Below are 17,754 nucleotides of genomic sequence, written 5' to 3'. Positions count from 1 at the left end.
TATTTATCCAAAATGCCTCCTCTTTAAAGAAACCAACGCCTCCCTTGCGTCATAGAGCTGCCCATCCCGTTCATATTCGGCCTCTGCTTCTGAAATTGCGGTGTCCATCGCTGCGTTTTCCACCATTGCTTCGTAGGTTTCGATACTCATCACCACCAGATCGCCATAGCCGTTTTTCGTGATAAATACCGGCTCCCGTTTGGCATGGCAGATGTCTGAGATCTCGTTGGTATTACGAAGGTCAGTAATCGGTCTGATCTGCGGCATATCGCCACCTCCTTTTTGTACAGTTTTATAACATAATTATATTAAAAATACAGAAAATCTGAAAAAAGTTCACAAAGATTTTTTGTCAGGCCGCGCCGGCCCTTTGAGCGCAAAAATCGGCAGCAGAAACCTAGGTTTCTGCTGCCAATATATTTATATATTCTCTTCTACTATCAAGCTTTGTCAACGGAGCCAAACAGTTCCATTTTTTCTTTCACCGTGGCTTTGATAGCCTCGAATCCAGGAGCCAACAGCTTACGCGGGTCATAGCCTTTGCCCTGCTGATCTTTTCCCTCTTCCACATATTTGCGGGTCGCCTCAGCGAATGCCAGCTGGCACTCTGTATTCACGTTAATCTTAGCAACACCCAGAGTGATGGCTTTCTTAATCATATCTGCCGGAATTCCTGTACCTCCGTGAAGTACCAGAGGAAGCTCACCTGTCAGCTGCTGAATGCCGTCCAAAGTCTCGAAAGAAAGTCCCTGCCAGTTCTCCGGATATTTTCCATGGATATTTCCAATACCTGCTGCCAGGAAGTCAACGCCTAAATCTGCAATCGCCTTACACTCTTTCGGGTCAGCACACTCACCCATTCCGATAACTCCGTCTTCTTCTCCGCCGATGGAACCCACCTCAGCTTCTATGGAGACACCTCTCTTGTGAGCCTCTCCCACCAATTCCTTTGTCTTTGCCACATTCTCTTCAATCGGATAGTGAGAACCGTCAAACATAACAGAAGAAAATCCTGCGTCCATACATTTGTAGCAGTGTTCATAAGAACCGTGATCCAAATGAAGAGCAACTGGAACAGTAATTTTAAGTTCTTCCAGCATACCATTCACCATACCCACAATAGCCTTATAGCCACCCATGTATTTACCTGCACCCTCAGACACTCCCAAGATCACCGGTGAATGATTCTCCTGCGCGGTTAAGAGAATCGCCTTTGTCCATTCCAGGTTATTGATGTTGAACTGTCCTACCGCATAGTGACCAGCTTTCGCCTTTTTCAGCATTTCTGTAGCAGATACTAACATATTGTTTACCTCCGTATTCTTTCAATATCTCGCTTCTCTTATTATACCCTAAAATCTGTAAACTGCAAAGACTTTTGTTTATCTGCCGTCTCAAAAGCTACCCTCGAACCATAGTACCATAGACCGGACAGCTTTTCGTCATTTTTACTATTTTTTCCAGTTATCGCTTGTTCATATATACAAAAATAATTCACATAAGTAAATACTTATATAATTACTTCCTCAGGCTGCTCCTCTAACACAATCTTCATAAACTCTTCCATGCTCCTGGTCAGATATCTATTTCTGCGGTAAAACAGATAGACATCCCGCACCGCCGCCAGGTCATCCAATTTGTAATAGAGCACCGTATCATTTGAGGGAAAGCATTTGACAATCGTGTCACTGACAAAAGAAGCTCCCAGTTCGAACTTTAAGAGATGATACACCGTCATCAACTGATTCAGTTTCAGTGTCACATTCAGAGAAATGTTTGCACGCTTACAGATCGCCTCCACTCGGTCCCTGGTATCGTTATTCTGTCTCATGACCATAAAGGGCTCATCTTGAAATTTTTTCAGCGGAACCGCTGGAAAAGAAGGATTCAGATGCACATCATTAATAATATCATTCACCGTCAGCTGGTAAGTCGAGGCACGGCGGTTACTGGAAAAAGACGCCGGGACAGCCAAAAGCAGCCGCTCCTTCATCATAGATATTCTGTCATATACCTTTTCGTCCAACAGATAGTTGTCCACAACAAAGTCCAACTCCCCATTGGCCAACTTTTTCTCCAAAAGATTACTGTTTCCTTCAAACAAACTCACCTTTACATCCGGGTAAGACGCTTTAAATTTCTTGATATATTTCGGTAGTACAAAAGAAGAAAACAGGTATGTACTTCCCACCGTAAGACGCCCCGTCTTTAATTCATCTAATTTGCCCACATAGTAGGCAAACTCGTCCTCCAAGCTCATAATTTTCTCGGCGGTTTTAATATATTTCTTTCCACATTCCGTCAACTGAATCGGCGTCGTGCTTCGGTCAAACAGAGGCATTCCAATATTTTTCTCAATCTTCTTAATCATTCCACTCAGAGCAGGCTGGGAAATGTAGAGATTTCGCGCCGCATTGGAGAAACTTCTTTCTTTATATACCTCGTAGACATACTTCATACCGTTAAACATAGGCACCCTCCTTTTATAAGCAAATACTTATAACTTTTATAGTTTTATAAATATTTGCTATTGTCCTGGTATATTTCTATAATAAACTCATCAAATGCGGAGGAAAAATATAACATTTCAACAATTTTCAAAAAAGCAGTTCTTTTTACAGAATTAACAATAACACAAAACAGAACGCATGTCGAATAAAAAATGATCTGAAAATCACCTCGACTCCCCCCAACATACGCCCCGTTGACTTCACTGTACCAGGTGGTTTTTAAGATAGAAGACTCTGCCCTGCGTGGGCGGTGTCTTCAATACCAAAAAAGAAAGGAGGATACAATGACCCCCATTAACAATTACACACAAGAAGAACTTACCAAAGAACTCCAAAAAGCAAAAGAGGAATATGCTTCTTACCAAAGACAAAATTTGAATCTGAACCTGACCCGCGGAAAACCTAGCCCTTCACAGTTGGATTTGAGCAACGATCTGTTAAAGGAGATGGACGGCTACCTTCTGGAAGATGGGACAGATGCCAGAAACTACGGCATCCTGGACGGAATTCCTGAATGCAAAAGACTGTTCGCCCTGCTCTTGGGGCTAAAAGAAGAAGCTCTGATTATCGGCGGCAATTCCAGCCTGAATCTGATGTTTGATACCTTATCCAGTCTCTGTCTATTTGGCACAGGAGGCGAAAAACCTTGGATATACTATTCTTTAAACGGTACTCCTGTCAAGTTTCTCTGTCCGGTTCCAGGATATGACCGACATTTTACCTGTTGTGAAGAGTTAGGAATCGAGATGATTCCTGTCCCACTGCTGGATGACGGCCCGGACATGGAGCAAGTCAAGAAGCTGGTCAAAGCCGACCCACTGATCAAAGGCATCTGGTGCGTGCCTCTTCACTCAAACCCCAGCGGTGTCTGCTATAGTAACGAAGTAGTGTCCATGCTTGCTTCCATGGAGACCGCAGCCCCTGATTTCCGAATTTTCTGGGACAACGCCTATGGAGTACACCACGTATATGAAGAGGTCTCTCTGAAGAACATTTTTGAAGAATGTCAGGTCGCAGGTTACCCAGAACGGGTATATTACTTCTTCTCCACATCCAAAATAACATTTCCAGGAGCAGGCGTAGCCCTTGTGGCATCCGGACCGTCCAATATTGCTGAATTGAAAAAACACATGTCTGCGCAAACCATTGGTCACGATAAGGTCAACCAACTGCGTCATGTAAAATATTTTAAGACACCAGAAAACATACGTCTGCACATGGGAGAACTGGCCAAGCAGCTCCGTCCTAAATTCGATCTAGTAGAAACCTGGCTCGATCGGGAGCTTCGCGGTACCGGCTTAGCCGATTGGACTTCTCCGAAAGGAGGATATTTCGTGTCCGTCAATACACTCCCCCACTGTGCAAGACGTACCGTACAGCTGGCCAAGGAAGCCGGCGTAGTTCTCACCAAAGCCGGTGCTACTTATCCTTATGGAAAAGACGAAGCCGATTCCAACATCCGAATCGCGCCTTCTTACCCAAATCTGGACGAGCTAGAAACTGCAATGAAAATTTTTACCCTCTGTGTAAAAATAGCTGGCATGGAGAACATTTTAGAGACAAAGTACAATCACTGATCGAGGAGGGGTATCAATGAAGAAAAAAAGACTGTCGCTGCCGCATTTTATTCTCATAAGTATGATCTTGGGAATCATCGTCGGCATTCTGATGCAGAAACACGCGGACATCGCCAACACTTATATCAAACCTTTCGGCACTATTTTCCTGAATCTCATCAAGATGATCGTCGTGCCTGTGGTTCTAAGTTCCATCATATCCGGCGTCATCTCTATGCAAGATATCAAGAAAGTAGGAAAAGCCGGTGTCAAAACGATCGTATTTTTCATGGCGACCACCGTCTTTGCTGTCACCTTAGGTCTGATTTTCGCAAATCTTTTGAATGTAGGAAGTGGTTATCAACTGTCTGGTGAGTCGCTTACTTACGAGGCAGTAGAGGCACCTTCTATGGGTGAAACCTTTATGAACGTCTTTCCATCAAACGCATTTGAGCCGCTCGCCAGTGCTGATATGCTACAGGTCATCGTCATCGCGTTGTTTTTCGGAGCCGGTATCTTGATGGCTGGTGAGAAAGGGAAAACGTTCGGAGACTTCGTGGACAGTGCCACAGAAGTATGTATGAAAGTAATGGAAGTCATCATCAGACTGTCTCCGATCGGTGTATTCGCTCTGCTGGTACCGGTTATCGCAGAGAACGGACCGGATGTTTTGCTTCCTTTGCTAAGACTCATTTTAGTCTGCTACTTTGTGTATGTCCTGCACATGGTACTCACCTATTCCACACTCACGAAATTTTTCGCAAAAATACCAATTTTGCGTTTCTTTAAAATTGCAATGCCTGCAACAGTTATGGCTTTCTCCACTTCCAGCAGTATGGGAGCTCTGCCAATGGCTCTAGATTGTTCTGAGAAAATGGGAAGCCGGCGAGACATTTCTAGTTTCGTCATACCACTGGGAACCACCATCAACATGGATGGAACCGCAATTTATCAAGGTGTATGTGCCATCTTTATCGCACAGATTTTCGGGCAAGACTTAAATCTGGCCCAGCAGATCACCGTTGTCGCAACTGCCGTTCTGTCATCTATCGGAACAGCTGGAGTCCCAGGTTCCGGTATGATTATGCTTTCCATGGTTCTCCAGTCTGTAGGCCTGCCTTTGGAGGGCATCGCATTGGTCGCTGGTATCGACCGTATCTTAGACATGGGAAGAACCGCAGTAAATACCACTGGAAATATGGCTTGTGCAGCCTGCATCTCCTTTATGGAGGACCGAAAAGAAGGCAAACTTCCGCCTAGCTCCAAGCAAGCTGCTCAATAGCCCCCCTAATTTATAGCCGAGGAAGATGATAAATGCGAAAGACAATTGGAATTCTAGGAGGAATGGGGCCGCTGGCCACCTGTGACTTATTCAGCAAAATTATACAAATCACCGACGCCAGTTGCGATCAAGAGCATGTTCGAATCTGTATCGACAACAACACTGAGATTTCCGACAGAACCAACGCGATCATCCGCCATGGCAAAGACCCGGTTCCCGAGATGGTAAAAAGCGCTGTTCGGCTACAAAGTTTCGGAGCCGACGTCCTGATTATGCCATGCAACACGGCTCACTATTTTTACGACAGGATTCTGCCTTTCGTGGACATCCCTTTTTTAAGCATGATTGATGAGACGGCCAAAGCCATTTCCGACAGAGGGCTAAGGAAAATAGGGCTTTTGGCCACAGACGGAACGCTTCAAACCGCTGTCTACGAAAAGGCATTTAAAAAGCGGGGCATCTCTATCGTGGTGCCCCCTCCTGAAAACCAGGTACATATCATGGATTTAATCTACAACGGCGTCAAAGCCGGAAACAAAGAGATTGACACAAAACCAACTAAAAAAACTATCGAAGACCTTTTCCGAAAAGGCGCACAGACCTTGGTCCTAGGCTGCACGGAGCTTCCCGTCGCCTTCGACCTATATGGGTTTGATTACCCCAAAACAGACCCCACCTTAATTCTAGCATCAAGAGCCGTGCAATTCGTAGGGGCCAAGGTCAAAAAAGAATATCTATAGCAAAACCACTTATTCTCTCTTTTAGAAGAGGGGTACCGCACACCCATAGCGGTACCCCTCATTTCTTATATAAAATCTTATATAAAATAGGAAAGACCTTGTCACGCTAATGCGTGAAAGCTCCTTCCTATTACAAAACGCTCCGTTAAGGATGCGCACGCCGCAATAAGGAATTTCACCGCGAGGCGGTGTTGCGGCGGCGCGCAAAGTAGGACGTGCCCCTCAAAGATTGAGGAGATGGGGGATCTGAAGTGGGCTTGCCCACTTTGTTCTATAGCAGGAAAGAGCAACCGCCACAGGCGGATGTGCTCGGTACAGGCAGGTTTATCTTCTCTACTCTACCTGCAAGATATAAGTTCCGTAGATCTCATCCTGAAACACAACTGTCCCCAGGCTCTGGAGCAAATCTTCATTCAGACTGCTGCCATACTTGTCCCACTCCGTGCTTCCCACAAAAATATAAGACACATCATATTTTTCCAACAGGCTTCTCACCCTTTGTTCCTCTGTGGATGTATAGATTTCCTGTACCTCTGCGCTCTTTTCATTGAGATCTTCCACATCGTTTCCTCTCCAGAGTTGCTCATGAGTATACCATCCCAGAATCGTCGGCAGCCCAGTCATCGCTGAGACTCTCTCGTACTCCGTATAGCTCAGTCCATTGGCCTCCAAGACCACAGGACTCCCCTGGATATTCTCTCTCAGCCACCGAATCGCAGCCGCATCCGCTGGAAAATCCACTTCCAGAAAGCTCGTGGCATCTAATCCCTGATAAAGAGATGGTCTCCACACCTCGCCGTACCAATGACGCACCGCATTTCCAAAATACCCGGAAGTCATCAACAGTAGACTAAGACCCACGGCCCCGGCGACCTTCTTCCACCTTTTCCTGCAAACTGCCAGCAGCCAAAAGAGGATATATCCCATGCTGATTCCGAACATTAGATACGCCTGATAAGTCAGTTTAAACATCGTGTTGGACCTGGCATTTCCGTTCTCATAAATATCCCTGACATAGACTAACTCTGGTATCAAAATCAAACCAACAGCACAGAGTCCCAAAATCAAAATATAGAGATCTGGCGTACGGATTCCTTCTAAGAACGCCCATCGTCTGCTCCTGACTTTCTCCCACAACAGAGTGACTCCATAGATCAACACCAACACCACAGGCAATCCCCATAAAATACATAACTGATAAAACGCTGAGTGGTTTTGAGCCAGCGCAACTCCCTGAGTCATGGAATCAAAGGTGAGGGTAAACGGCAAAGCCACAACCATGGCGACGGCCATCACTTCCACCGCCTGCAAAAAAGTCACTGCCGCGATCCGGCGCACCCGACCTTCATAGACGATGATATTCGTAAACAGCACAACTGCGCCGGTGACTACATAATAGATAACGAAATCCCAATAATTCGTCCACTGATAGACACCCAGCAACACCGCCGCAGCCAAAATTCCAGGCTGAAGCAGCTCCGCTACCACCTGACTCTTACCGAACTGCCGAAATGTCTCCCTATCCTGCTTTCTCTTCTGTCTCATCCAGGCGTAGAGTATTCCCAGAATCAAGATCACGAAGATTAGATTCACCATGTGCGCATGCAGATCGCCCAGCACAAAAGAGTAGCTGGGAAATTCATGAATCGTCTTGTCCGCAGTCTCTGGGTCATGTCCAATATACCTGGTCGCATCTGGGAACCAATAGTCATCCCTCTCGGAAACGATCCCCAGATCGGCCAGCCTGGGCCAAATCCAGGCATAGATCACATAATGCATGTTTCCGGCCATACTCACGGCCACACCGGTCAAAAGTCCTCCCAGAACCGGGATAGATTTCTTCTTTCCTACCAGGCTCTTTCCCATTCTGTCCCGCAGCAGCTGCCAGACCAGAGAACAGGGAAGCGCAAACATCAGACCAGCCTCAAACGTCCTCATCAGATTGTAAGTCACCGCCACCTGTGTTCCCGTCAGCTTCGTCAAAAAGACGGCAAAATACTGTCCGCCGTAATAATAGTTGATATTCTCCAAAGAATACCAAAGATCTTTTGCCGGAAGCGTCACGCTGCGCATCATCGCCTCCATAAAACCATAGTCCATAAATTTTTCCGTCCCATAGGCCTGTGGGCGAAATCCCGCCAGATAAGTCCACAGCAGGAACATCACGAGGAAAATAAGCTCCTCCCAATACACCAGGTTCCACTGGCCCTCCGGCAGGGTCAGAATCCTCTTTTTCGCGTCCTGAAAGCACCATACAATCAGCAAGACCGCGCACACCGCCGTGACTCCTATACAGGAGGCAGTGGTAAACGGAAGAATTCCTCCAACCACCAACACCCAAGTCAAGTATCCAGGAATCAGCACTCCGATCACCTTCGAGAACATCCAGCCTCGATCGGCAAAGCCGCTGAACAGCCGCGCAGTCAGCGGCTGAAACAAAAGTCCCAGTATCCCTGCCAGCATCCACCAGCTATAAAAAGAAATACTGTCTTTGCCCAGCAAAAAGCCAGCCAGAGCCATCACAGCGACTGCTAAAGTTCCCTTTCCTATCCAAGCTTTCTTCAAATTTTCACCTCCCGACTCACAGTTCCTTGCGTATTCTTCTAAAGTCCTTCACAGCCTGCCAGCCAATCCGTGAGATCTTCCTTAAATTAATGGAATTCACACCGCCTTGCCTGGGCCGAAATGTAATCGGATAATAGGTCACCTTATTTTCCTTCTCATAGATCACCGTCATAATCACATTGGACAAGTTAAATCCCTCTGGAATCTTCTTCAGCACCTGTTCTAGCTCACTCGCCTTCATCAATCGAAATGGTGTGTTTGCATCCTTTACCCACACACGAAATACAGCGAACAAGACCAGCCGGAGCACCCGCGTGACAAAAACCCTGGATATCCCATCTTCGCGGCCTTTTCTCTGTCCGATCAGCAGCCCCCCTCTCTGCCTATTCTCCCAGAGAGGCCAAAATTCTTCTGGCAAAGTCTGCCCGTCTGAATCCGTCTGAAAGACATAATCCGCTCCATGATCGACGGCATAGTGGTAGGCCCTGAGCACTGTCGCCCCATGCCCCTCATTTTCCTTCGTCACCCCCACCAGCTGTGGAAACTTCTTCTGCAAATCTTTTAATTTCTCATAGGTATGGTCCTTGCTGCCATCATCCATCACTACCAGTCTGCTGTCACTTCCGATTTTCTCCACCAAAGGATGCCACTGTGAGACCACAGCCTCTATGTTTGCCTCTTCATTGTACGCAGGCATCACAATGTATAACTTATCCATCTTTTCTTACCTCTTCTGCCCTTTCTCTCGATTCGCTTGTCCGATATATTCTCAAAGTCCCATCCTCCGAACAATAAGCCTGGGGATAAGTCTCAGAAATTGTCCCTTCCTCACAGCTCTGGCCATCTAACTGCATATTATCTTCATATATAACATAGGTGATTCCCTCATCCCTCACCAATTCTCTCAGTCTCCCGGAGTCCTCTGTCTGGTAGATTTCCAGTGCCACCGCCGTTCTGTAATCCGTATCATATCCTGCGGACCACCCATAGTACGGCCACCCACAATACATCATAATCCCTGACACCGTCACACGAGTAAGGCTGTACTGGGGTGTCAGCACCAAATCCTCGCTGTCTATATTTTCCCGCAACCATTCTGTCACATCGTCATCCTTCGCAATCTGAAAACTGTGCGAAGCATCATTATCCTTATAGATGACTACCATATCATAAAGTCCTGTCACCGTCAGCATCAGTACAAGAAATCCCGCCAAAACTTTTTGGCCAGCCTTCTTTCCCAAAAGCTGCGTCAGTCCTTTTGCCACCAAGATTGCACAGAGCAGTATGGAAATCATCACATATTTATGATTTACCGCGATATCCGGTGTCAGCGATACGGTAAACGCAAACACCAATGGCAAACTAAAGGCAAAGGCCAGACACTTCTCCAGCTTCCCCAAAAACGGAATTGTGAGCCCCAAAAGAGGAAAAAAAAGTCCTGTCAAAGCCAGCAGATAGACTACGCATCCTTTCAGTGTAGGCTCCTGTGCCAGAAAACCGAACTGAAACTGCAGTTCCATCCCTGCTCCGTCCATGAAAAAAGCAGATTGGAATGCGGACGCCGCCAGCGTAATTCCCGCAGTCACCACGTAGTCCAGCTTTCCGTCTGAAAACATTGCAAAGCCTGCTAAAACCAGCAAGGCTGCGATGACAACCGCCCCATTCCAAAACACGCTCGCTCCCAGGAGAACTCCCAGAAATATGGCCCGTCCGATATTTCTGCTCTTCCAAGACTCCACGCCAAATACACGGTTCCAAAACCACCGCCAGCCCTTCTCCTGCCTGGAACAGCCGCGGTCCAAATCCGGCAGATACAAAAGCAGCGCCAGTCCCAGCGCGCACAAGCCAAAGGCCAGGTGTCTCTGATTCAGATACACATTCAAATTCCAAAGTCCCCAGCTTTCATTGGCCGTGTACCCGATAAACTCCGTATTTGTCTTCAAGGTTTCCCACAAGTCTCCTGCTTCCAAGTGTTCCCAGACAAACCTCCAAAAAGAAAAAGAACTGCGAAAGCACAGAAGGATTCCTGCTAACACTCCAATCGAAAATCGTTGAAAAATCCACTGGGCCAACGTGCACACCAAAATCACCATTCCGGTGAAAAACACTGCTCCCGTCAGCAAAAATCCTATCTCCATGGGAATCCCCAAATATTCCAGATTTCCTGTGAGAAATTGAAACATAAAGTGATATTTTACGTCTTCTCCGCCAAAGTACGGATATTGTGTGGGAAAATTATTCCCCCAGGAGAACGAACGTATCATCGCTGTGTGAGGCGAAAAATCCCCAAACACCGTGAAACCGGCATACAGAACTCCTTCCGATGCATGAAAGACATACCACATCCACCAACTGATAAAAAGAAAAACCGCCAGGTAGAAGGCCCCCTCTCTCCAAAAAAGCTTTCGGTCTGTAACTCCCGAAAGTTTTCCTGCCTTTCCCCTTCTCCTGTCCATCCACAATACAGCCGCCGCGCAGACCGCGGTCGCAGGCAGGACAATTCCATTTCCATAGGCCAGCGGATGCCGCTCTGCCTGAAAGCAGTACGAGACGCCATATACCAGCCAGGTAACGCACAAGGTCCCGCAAAAGAGTTGTAAGACGCCACGCAGCCAAAAAGGATTGGGCAGTCTTTGGGCTGCCTCCTCCCAGACAGACCTTGTGAGTGTCTCAATTGCCCTTCCCATCACAAGACAAATAACAAAATAAATGATTCCCAGCATAAAAGCTCCTTATAAACGCAAAGGGACTGAATGCAACCTCAGCCCCCTTTCTTTCACTTTGTCAGTATATCAAAAAAAAACATTTTTGAACAGACAAAATACTATTTTTTTAGCCTTGTGTAACAGTGCAGTTTTACAAATGGCGCTGGCTGAACTGTTACAACTTTTGCAGATACTCCACGATTCCATCCTTAATCGCCCCAGCTATTCTCTTTTGATACTCTTTCGTCTGTAAAAGCTCCGCCTCCTGCGGATTCGTCAAAAAGCCGCACTCCACAATATTCAAAACGCCCTCACTGCGTTTCAGCAGATAATAAGTAGAATTTCCTTTTACCTGTCTGGGCCGTTCCACCTCCAATTGCTGGTTTAGCTGTTCTTGAATACAGACTGCCAACTCTTCCCCCTGTGCAGAGTGTTCATAGTAAAACACCTGCGGGCCCTTCACCTCAGGGTCGCTGTAGCTGTTCTGGTGGATGCTGACACTCACCGCCGGCTTTTCCTCGGCAATCAAAGCACAACGATTCTGCATATCCTGCGCCTTCTTATTACTGCTCCCCTCCTGATACAAACCTTTGTCCTCTTCCCTAGTCATGACTACCTGGTATCCGTCTTTCTCCAAAAGTTCCTTTAATTCCTGTGCAATTGCCAGATTAATCCCTTTTTCTTCCAGATCACCGATTCCTACCATTCCCGGGTCTGCCCCGCCATGTCCTGCATCCACAACAATCACTTTTCCCGCCGCCTGGCTGGTCACCGATGCCGCTTCTTTAGAAAGCGCAAGAAAACACACTAAAAGAAGCACTCCCATCCCCAATTCCAGTATCTTCTTTTTCAAATCAAAAACACCTCTCGGGTCTACTCTGTTAAGTATATGACCCAAAAGGTGTCTTTAGCATGTTACGCCTCCTCAAATTCCTCATCCAAATCCACTCCACCGAGAGGCTCCGGTGCCGCGTTCACAATACTATGTATTTTTTTGTAGGAAGCCATAAACCTTTTCTGTGCGTGGTTAATCACATCGACAATCTCATCCATTTCTTTTTGAATCGCCAGATAACACTGCTTCCCTTCCAAAAGATTTTCATCGATCTCTTTTCGTGCCGTCTCACGGGCCTCTTGCACTTCAGACTCCGCCTCTTCTCTCATGCGCTGGCACTCTTCCTGCGTGTCTTTTTTCTTTCTCTCACACTCCTCCATCGTCTGCGCCAGTATCTCATCCGCCCGAACCTGCGCATCAAACACGAGCTTTAGAATACTGTCATATTTATCAATGTACTTCTGATATTTTTCCCGTATGTCCTGTTCCAAACGTAGCTGCTGCATATCTTTGAGATCTAAGCGTCTCTGAAGTTCCGCGATTTTCGCATCCTTCTCAGAAATCGTCTTCTTAAACCGCGCCCGTTCGTCCATCGCCGCATCTTTCATTTTCTGCACCTGCTCCAACACATCATCTTTGTCAAAACCTCCCATCAGCGTCGTCTTGAAAACCTCCTGGTCCATCGCTACCCCTTCCTTTCTGCCTATCCTACTTCGTGCTCAAATTTTCATTAATGACACTCCATATGCCGGGATCTTCAAATCCTAACTTCCACTCGGCAACTCCGGCCAGCCCGTATTTAGGCACCAGTTTTACCTTTTCTGCTATGGAATCTGCATCCTCCAGCCAAATCTCATAGACATCATTTCCTTCTTCATATTTCCCGTAGTTCTGATGAACTTCCTTGTTCCAGTAAGTCTCCACTTTATGCACCTCAATCACTTCCTGTGCCTGGGGCATGGAAATCGCCTCACTGGTCACAATCCCCGCCGAGGTTTTCCACAGCCGGGTATACAAAGGAATACCATGAATAATTTTCTCTGCCGGCACTTCCTTCAATGTGTCCTCCACTCCCTCGATCACCCACGGAAGGGAAGCCACAGAACCTGCCTCCTCAGAACCATTGTAATGCTCATCGTATCCCATAATCACGACATAATCAACCACCGAAGCCTGTTCTTTGCGGTTATAATACTTCGTATAATTCTGCGGCGGCGGATTGTCCACTGAGAGCGTCAGTCCCCGCTCCCTGCACTCGATAGACAGCTCTCTTAAAAATTCCAGAAAATGAGGAACCGCTTCTTCTGTCATGGATTCAAAATCCACATTAATTCCATCCAAACCAGTTCTCTTTGCGGAAGTCATCAGCTGTTTCACAATCTTGGCCCGTGCGCTAGAGCTTGCCAAGACCTTTTCTGTACTGATATCTGCACTAAAATTATCAATTAGTCCCCAAACTTCCATGCCTCTTTGATGGGCCTTCGTCACATATTCCTTGCTGGCAATGGATTTAATATTCCCCTTATTGTCTGTAATCGTATACCAGGTAGGCGAGATTACATTAACTCCCTGAACACTGGCCAGCGTGTCATCCAAAGTGGCATTAGCCTCCTTCGTCGTCACCTGATGCCATGCCAGGTTAATCGTAAAGTCCTTCTGAATGCTGGTATAGTCCTCTAGAGTATACTTTACCTCCCTATCTGAGTCCTTCGCACTGCCAATGGCTTTTTTGGGAATATAACCAATATACCCGTCCGCCGTCGCCACTTGGACCCAATTCTCATACTCTTCCATCAGCCACATCTCATCTTTGGCCTTAACGGAAGTCAGCACCTCACTCTTAATTCCGCCCCGGTAACGAACATATTCCTCGTTTTTCGCCTCGACAATCGGATGATCGAACTTGTAATTCACCACCAACCTCTGCGGAGCTTCACAAAGCTTGGTATCCATGTCTGTGTACTCCTTCACAAAGTCCAAAGACAGGTAGACCTGATCGTTCTCATATAATACTTTTCCTGACTTGTCATTTGCAGGTACCTTCTCAACCTCATTTGGGTGAGCATAAAAAATTTTCTTTTCGTCTGCAGCCCAGTAATATTTGGGATTCAAGTATGAATTGACCACCCGCAATGGAAGATAGGGAACTCCGTCTTTCAGAAGCCCTCTGTCTTCTAAAATTTCGGTCTCAAATACCAATGGGATTTCATTCTCCGACATCTCTCCAAAATATTCTGTCTTATCCATCTCTTTTTTCGTGGGGGTGTGTTTTTTCACGTACATCGAAATGACGCCTGCAATTCCAATCACAAAGATTAAAAGCAGCACTATCAAAATCGGTACTCCTCGTCTTCTCATATTCTTACCTCCTGGAGAATCATTATATCATATTTTTTGCACACATCGGTACCATTTTCGACATTTTATACTTTTTTTATATATTTTCGTCACTTTTTCTTAAAAAAATTGTAACTTTTATAAAGAGCCTGCGAAGGGGTTATGTATGAGGGGACCTTACAAAAACCTTCACAAGCTCTCGCACTTTTAAATTATTTCTTTGTCTTTACAAAATCAAATTTTAACTTAGCAATCTCTCCTTTCTCATTCTCAACATAATCTCTCATGTAAACACCGTTTTCCGCAAGCTTATGAGCTTTTACGATTTTCTTCGGCGTACTGGGATGACCATCGAGCCACAATGTGACTCCCGCCTCCTGATAGTCTCTCAACTCTTTTTTCAGAGGCTTTCCCGTTTTTCGTGACATACTTTAAATACGTAGACCTCCTTTCCTGAATTTTTTAGAAAACACCACACAGGTTTCGAAAAAGATCTGATGAGACGAGAAAATAAAAATTGGGATTTTCACCGCAGCCAGAATGCTGCAAGAAATTCAAGACATGATTGTCAGACTAACTTAGATGTATTATTATGCAACTTTGATCATTTCTCTCATCACCCGCCGCACCACACCTTTTTCTAACCTCTATTATACTCAAAACTTTTTCCATTTCAACTGTTTTATACAATTTGCGCAAATTTTTCTCTTTTCTTTCCATATATTTTATAAATTGGTTTCCTGATTTGCTTTACATTCGAAAGACCTATGTATATAATAAGATTAGGATCCCATAACATGAAAGAATTGTTTAGAGTCATGGACTAGGAACAGGATGTGATGTTATGAAAATAGAAAAAATCAATGATAATCAAATTCGCTGTACGCTGACAAGAGAAGATCTGGAAAACCACCAAATTCGTCTCAGTGAGCTCGCCTACGGTACTGAAAAAGCAAAGTCTCTGTTTCGGGATATGATGCAGCAGGCACAGGCGCAGTTCGGTTTTGAAGCCGACAACATTCCGCTGATGATTGAAGCGATTCCTCTGAATTCTGAGAGTATCCTTCTCATCATCACAAAGGTGGAGGACCCTGAAGAACTGGACACTCGTTTTTCTAAATTTGCCCCCACCGCCGGCACTAACGACGCTGTGCTCCAATTAGACGGCGCAGACAGCATAATCGATATTTTCCAAAAATTATACGAAGCCAGGACAAAGAATTCAGGTAAAAAACCAGAAGCCAAGACAAACAGCAAGACGGTCCCACCTAAGACAGAGACACCATCGGTCAATCTGGTCTACATCTACCATTTTGCGGACCTGGATACTATTATAGAAGCTTCCAAAAGTCTGAATCAATTTTACAAGGGAGATAACGCTCTCTATAAAGACGAAAAAAGCGGCAGTTATCAGCTGGTAATTCATCAGTCTTCTTATACTCCAGAAGAATTTAACAAAGTATGTAACATTCTTTCAGAATACGGCCGAGGAAAAGTGTTCTCAAACGCTGGTGAAGCTCACCTCATTGAGCACGGCGAGATCATTCTCCCTCAAAAGGCCCTTCAACAACTATCAGAACTTTAGTCCATGACTCAAAACGCAGAAAAGTTTATCCACGATAAACTTTTCACATACTTTGACAATTTCATAAACTTTTCCTTTCTGAAAAAAGGGACCGCCTCTGCTTGCAAACAGCAGTGCGGTCCCCTTTTCATATAAAACTATTCATTAACATTTATTTTATTTGTTTTCCAGAAAATCATTGATCTGCGCAACCAGCACGTCCACATCCAGCCCATGAACCATAGCAGCTTCTGCTAAGGATTCCATCTGCGCGGATGGACAACCCAGGCAGTGCATTCCAGCACGCATCAGAATTGGCGCAACATTAGGGTCCAAACGGATTAATTCTCCGATTAACATGTCTTTCGAAACCTGTGCCATGACGATTTACCTCCTTTGGTTATCTTAGTAACAATTTTATCAAATCGTTCAAATCTTATTATATAATCTTTTTAGTCAAGAATCAAGGTACATCTATGAACTCCCCCATTTTTTGCACTGTTTTTCATACACTTTTTATAAAAATTTCCCTTGTAATCTAAGGTTTTATATATTAGAATGAGGATAAACCACAAGGTTAAAAATATATCATAAAAGGAGGATAATATCATGGCATACGTTATTACAGATGAGTGTGTAAGCTGTGGAACCTGCGAAGCAGAATGTCCATCAGAGGCTATTTCTCAGGGAGAGGACAAATACGTAATCGATGCTGACGCTTGTGTAGATTGCGGTACTTGTGCTGATGCCTGTCCAACTGAGGCTATTGTAGCTGGTGAATAATAAGATACACTTTGCAAAAGCCATATGGTAAGTCTGCCATCGGCAGCTTTCCGATACATCATGGCACTTAAAATGAGGCTGTCATAAAATATATGACAGCCTCATATTTTTGTGTTATCGGAAAGCACTTTCGCGCATCAATGTGACAAATTCTTTCCGATAACACAAAAAATCATAGAATCGCACTGCGGCGGAGACGAAGATGCTGCTAGCACAGCCCGCCGCAGGCGGAGAATCCTGCGAGCAGGATTCTTTAGAATTCTTTCTTATTTCATTTTCCTCTTCGTTTTTGTTTTTTTCTCCTCCGCAGCCGCGGCTTCGCGTCTCACTCTCTGGTGATGTCGAATTGCCTCATCTAGCTTACGGCATCGGAGCTCATCCTTGCTCTTTTCTTGCAGGCCCAGAGTAATTAGTTTGTCCAAAATCATCTGAAACTCCTGCATTCGATCCGAATACTGTACTCCCATCTTGGTATGATCCGCTGTCTCTACTTCTTTCTCTGTAGTCAAAAGCTGTACTTTACTGTAAGGGCTTCCTGGGGCCTGATGATAAATACTTGGAATCACATCTCGAATTGCTCGAAGTTGTAATCCCCTTCTCTTCAGCTCTTTTATATTCAAAAATAATTGAATATCATATCGAGTGTAGTAGCGATGCCCCATCTCATTGCGTGCGATCCGCAGGTTTAATTCTTCCTCCCAGTACCTGAGCACATAGGACTTGACGCCTGCCAATTCTGCTGCCTGTGAGACAGTATAGCGTTCCTCTTCCATACTATCCCTCCTCAGAAAAATCCTTGCGTTTCTTGCCGTTCAAAGCGGGCAAACCCACTAATGAAAACGGCTGCGCTGCTTATATTATATCAGAGGAAGAACAG

17 protein-coding genes are annotated in these 17,754 nt (G+C 45.5%); 5 read left to right on the top strand and 12 right to left on the bottom strand.

Features of this window, described 5'->3' with window-relative positions; genetic code table 11:
- Positions 1–3: 3 nt before the first annotated feature.
- The 3 genes from BLHYD_RS03870 to BLHYD_RS03860 form a co-directional block, all read right to left on the bottom strand.
- Positions 4–267, bottom strand: coding sequence for a type II toxin-antitoxin system prevent-host-death family antitoxin (locus tag BLHYD_RS03870; protein ID WP_005948973.1), 264 nt, complete (start codon positions 265–267; stop codon positions 4–6).
- Between the two features lie 173 nt (positions 268–440).
- Positions 441–1,304, bottom strand: coding sequence for a class II fructose-1,6-bisphosphate aldolase (gene fba, locus BLHYD_RS03865; RefSeq protein ID WP_005948971.1), 864 nt, complete (start codon positions 1,302–1,304; stop codon positions 441–443).
- A gap of 206 nt (positions 1,305–1,510) precedes the next feature.
- Complete coding sequence (locus BLHYD_RS03860) at positions 1,511–2,470, bottom strand: LysR family transcriptional regulator (protein WP_005948967.1); 960 nt, start codon at positions 2,468–2,470, stop codon at positions 1,511–1,513.
- Between the two features lie 324 nt (positions 2,471–2,794).
- On the opposite strand from BLHYD_RS03860, the gene BLHYD_RS03855 reads away from it, so the two are divergent.
- The 3 genes from BLHYD_RS03855 to cuyB are packed head-to-tail and all read left to right on the top strand — an operon-like array spanning position 2,795 to position 6,088.
- Entirely contained in the window at positions 2,795–4,087 is a 1,293-nt protein-coding gene (locus BLHYD_RS03855; protein WP_040350636.1) for an aspartate aminotransferase type Ic, read from the top strand.
- A gap of 16 nt (positions 4,088–4,103) precedes the next feature.
- The gene (locus BLHYD_RS03850) at positions 4,104–5,348 is read left to right on the top strand and encodes a dicarboxylate/amino acid:cation symporter (RefSeq protein WP_005948963.1); all 1,245 of its coding nucleotides are present in this window, start codon (positions 4,104–4,106) and stop codon (positions 5,346–5,348) included.
- Between the two features lie 32 nt (positions 5,349–5,380).
- Positions 5,381–6,088, top strand: coding sequence for a cysteate racemase (gene cuyB / locus BLHYD_RS03845; RefSeq protein WP_005948961.1), 708 nt, complete (start codon positions 5,381–5,383; stop codon positions 6,086–6,088).
- Between the two features lie 333 nt (positions 6,089–6,421).
- On the opposite strand, the gene BLHYD_RS03840 is transcribed toward cuyB, so the two are convergent.
- The 7 genes from BLHYD_RS03840 to BLHYD_RS03810 form a co-directional block, all read right to left on the bottom strand.
- A complete protein-coding gene (locus BLHYD_RS03840; RefSeq protein WP_005949910.1) occupies positions 6,422–8,653 on the bottom strand; it encodes a DUF2298 domain-containing protein in 2,232 nt (743 codons plus the stop codon).
- Between the two features lie 16 nt (positions 8,654–8,669).
- A complete protein-coding gene (locus BLHYD_RS03835; protein WP_005949908.1) occupies positions 8,670–9,371 on the bottom strand; it encodes a glycosyltransferase family 2 protein in 702 nt (233 codons plus the stop codon).
- The gene (locus BLHYD_RS03830; protein WP_055165772.1) at positions 9,364–11,376 is read right to left on the bottom strand and encodes a hypothetical protein; all 2,013 of its coding nucleotides are present in this window, start codon (positions 11,374–11,376) and stop codon (positions 9,364–9,366) included. The genes BLHYD_RS03835 and BLHYD_RS03830 overlap by 8 nt, the downstream gene beginning before the upstream one ends.
- 157 nt (positions 11,377–11,533) lie before the next feature.
- Positions 11,534–12,211: an N-acetylmuramoyl-L-alanine amidase gene (locus BLHYD_RS03825; RefSeq protein ID WP_040350725.1), complete on the bottom strand. Its 678-nt coding sequence runs from the start codon at positions 12,209–12,211 to the stop codon at positions 11,534–11,536.
- A 62-nt stretch (positions 12,212–12,273) separates the two neighbouring features.
- Positions 12,274–12,876 carry a hypothetical protein gene (locus BLHYD_RS03820; RefSeq protein ID WP_005949900.1) on the bottom strand — a complete coding sequence of 201 codons (603 nt, stop codon included), beginning with the start codon at positions 12,874–12,876 and terminating at the stop codon, positions 12,274–12,276.
- 25 nt (positions 12,877–12,901) lie between these two features.
- Positions 12,902–14,551, bottom strand: coding sequence for a glycosyl hydrolase family 18 protein (locus tag BLHYD_RS03815; protein WP_005949898.1), 1,650 nt, complete (start codon positions 14,549–14,551; stop codon positions 12,902–12,904).
- A 191-nt stretch (positions 14,552–14,742) separates the two neighbouring features.
- Positions 14,743–14,958, bottom strand: coding sequence for a hypothetical protein (locus BLHYD_RS03810; RefSeq protein ID WP_005949895.1), 216 nt, complete (start codon positions 14,956–14,958; stop codon positions 14,743–14,745).
- Positions 14,959–15,374: 416 nt separating this feature from the next.
- Here BLHYD_RS03810 and BLHYD_RS03805 point away from each other — a divergent pair, with 416 nt between their 5' ends.
- Positions 15,375–16,115, top strand: coding sequence for an adaptor protein MecA (locus BLHYD_RS03805; RefSeq protein WP_005949892.1), 741 nt, complete (start codon positions 15,375–15,377; stop codon positions 16,113–16,115).
- 156 nt (positions 16,116–16,271) lie between these two features.
- Here BLHYD_RS03805 and BLHYD_RS03800 read toward each other — a convergent pair whose 3' ends face one another.
- Positions 16,272–16,475, bottom strand: coding sequence for a DUF1858 domain-containing protein (locus tag BLHYD_RS03800; protein WP_005949888.1), 204 nt, complete (start codon positions 16,473–16,475; stop codon positions 16,272–16,274).
- Between the two features lie 228 nt (positions 16,476–16,703).
- On the opposite strand from BLHYD_RS03800, the gene BLHYD_RS03795 reads away from it, so the two are divergent.
- On the top strand, positions 16,704–16,877 hold the full coding sequence (locus BLHYD_RS03795; protein WP_005949884.1) for a DUF362 domain-containing protein: 174 nt from the start codon (positions 16,704–16,706) through the stop codon (positions 16,875–16,877).
- A 266-nt stretch (positions 16,878–17,143) separates the two neighbouring features.
- Here BLHYD_RS03795 and BLHYD_RS03790 read toward each other — a convergent pair whose 3' ends face one another.
- Positions 17,144–17,650 carry a MerR family transcriptional regulator gene (locus BLHYD_RS03790; protein ID WP_005949882.1) on the bottom strand — a complete coding sequence of 169 codons (507 nt, stop codon included), beginning with the start codon at positions 17,648–17,650 and terminating at the stop codon, positions 17,144–17,146.
- Positions 17,651–17,754 lie beyond the last annotated feature (104 nt).

It is taken from the genome of Blautia hydrogenotrophica DSM 10507 (assembly GCF_034356035.1).
Taxonomy (GTDB): Bacteria; Bacillota; Clostridia; order Lachnospirales; family Lachnospiraceae; genus Blautia_A; species Blautia_A hydrogenotrophica.
This window is presented reverse-complemented; position numbering and strand designations above follow the sequence as displayed.

What these genes read in the sequence shown, in the direction of transcription:
- BLHYD_RS03805 (WP_005949892.1), top strand. Translation starts at nt 15,375, where the DNA reads ATGAAAATAGAAAAAATCAATGATAATCAAATTCGCTGTACGCTGACA.
- BLHYD_RS03800 (WP_005949888.1), bottom strand. Translation starts at nt 16,475, where the DNA reads ATGGCACAGGTTTCGAAAGACATGTTAATCGGAGAATTAATCCGTTTG.
- fba (WP_005948971.1), bottom strand. Translation starts at nt 1,304, where the DNA reads ATGTTAGTATCTGCTACAGAAATGCTGAAAAAGGCGAAAGCTGGTCAC.
- BLHYD_RS03855 (WP_040350636.1), top strand. Translation starts at nt 2,795, where the DNA reads ATGACCCCCATTAACAATTACACACAAGAAGAACTTACCAAAGAACTC.
- BLHYD_RS03815 (WP_005949898.1), bottom strand. Translation starts at nt 14,551, where the DNA reads ATGAGAAGACGAGGAGTACCGATTTTGATAGTGCTGCTTTTAATCTTT.
- cuyB (WP_005948961.1), top strand. Translation starts at nt 5,381, where the DNA reads ATGCGAAAGACAATTGGAATTCTAGGAGGAATGGGGCCGCTGGCCACC.
- BLHYD_RS03790 (WP_005949882.1), bottom strand. Translation starts at nt 17,650, where the DNA reads ATGGAAGAGGAACGCTATACTGTCTCACAGGCAGCAGAATTGGCAGGC.
- BLHYD_RS03810 (WP_005949895.1), bottom strand. Translation starts at nt 14,958, where the DNA reads ATGTCACGAAAAACGGGAAAGCCTCTGAAAAAAGAGTTGAGAGACTAT.
- BLHYD_RS03835 (WP_005949908.1), bottom strand. Translation starts at nt 9,371, where the DNA reads ATGGATAAGTTATACATTGTGATGCCTGCGTACAATGAAGAGGCAAAC.
- BLHYD_RS03820 (WP_005949900.1), bottom strand. Translation starts at nt 12,876, where the DNA reads ATGGACCAGGAGGTTTTCAAGACGACGCTGATGGGAGGTTTTGACAAA.
- BLHYD_RS03850 (WP_005948963.1), top strand. Translation starts at nt 4,104, where the DNA reads ATGAAGAAAAAAAGACTGTCGCTGCCGCATTTTATTCTCATAAGTATG.
- BLHYD_RS03830 (WP_055165772.1), bottom strand. Translation starts at nt 11,376, where the DNA reads ATGCTGGGAATCATTTATTTTGTTATTTGTCTTGTGATGGGAAGGGCA.
- BLHYD_RS03795 (WP_005949884.1), top strand. Translation starts at nt 16,704, where the DNA reads ATGGCATACGTTATTACAGATGAGTGTGTAAGCTGTGGAACCTGCGAA.
- BLHYD_RS03860 (WP_005948967.1), bottom strand. Translation starts at nt 2,470, where the DNA reads ATGTTTAACGGTATGAAGTATGTCTACGAGGTATATAAAGAAAGAAGT.
- BLHYD_RS03870 (WP_005948973.1), bottom strand. Translation starts at nt 267, where the DNA reads ATGCCGCAGATCAGACCGATTACTGACCTTCGTAATACCAACGAGATC.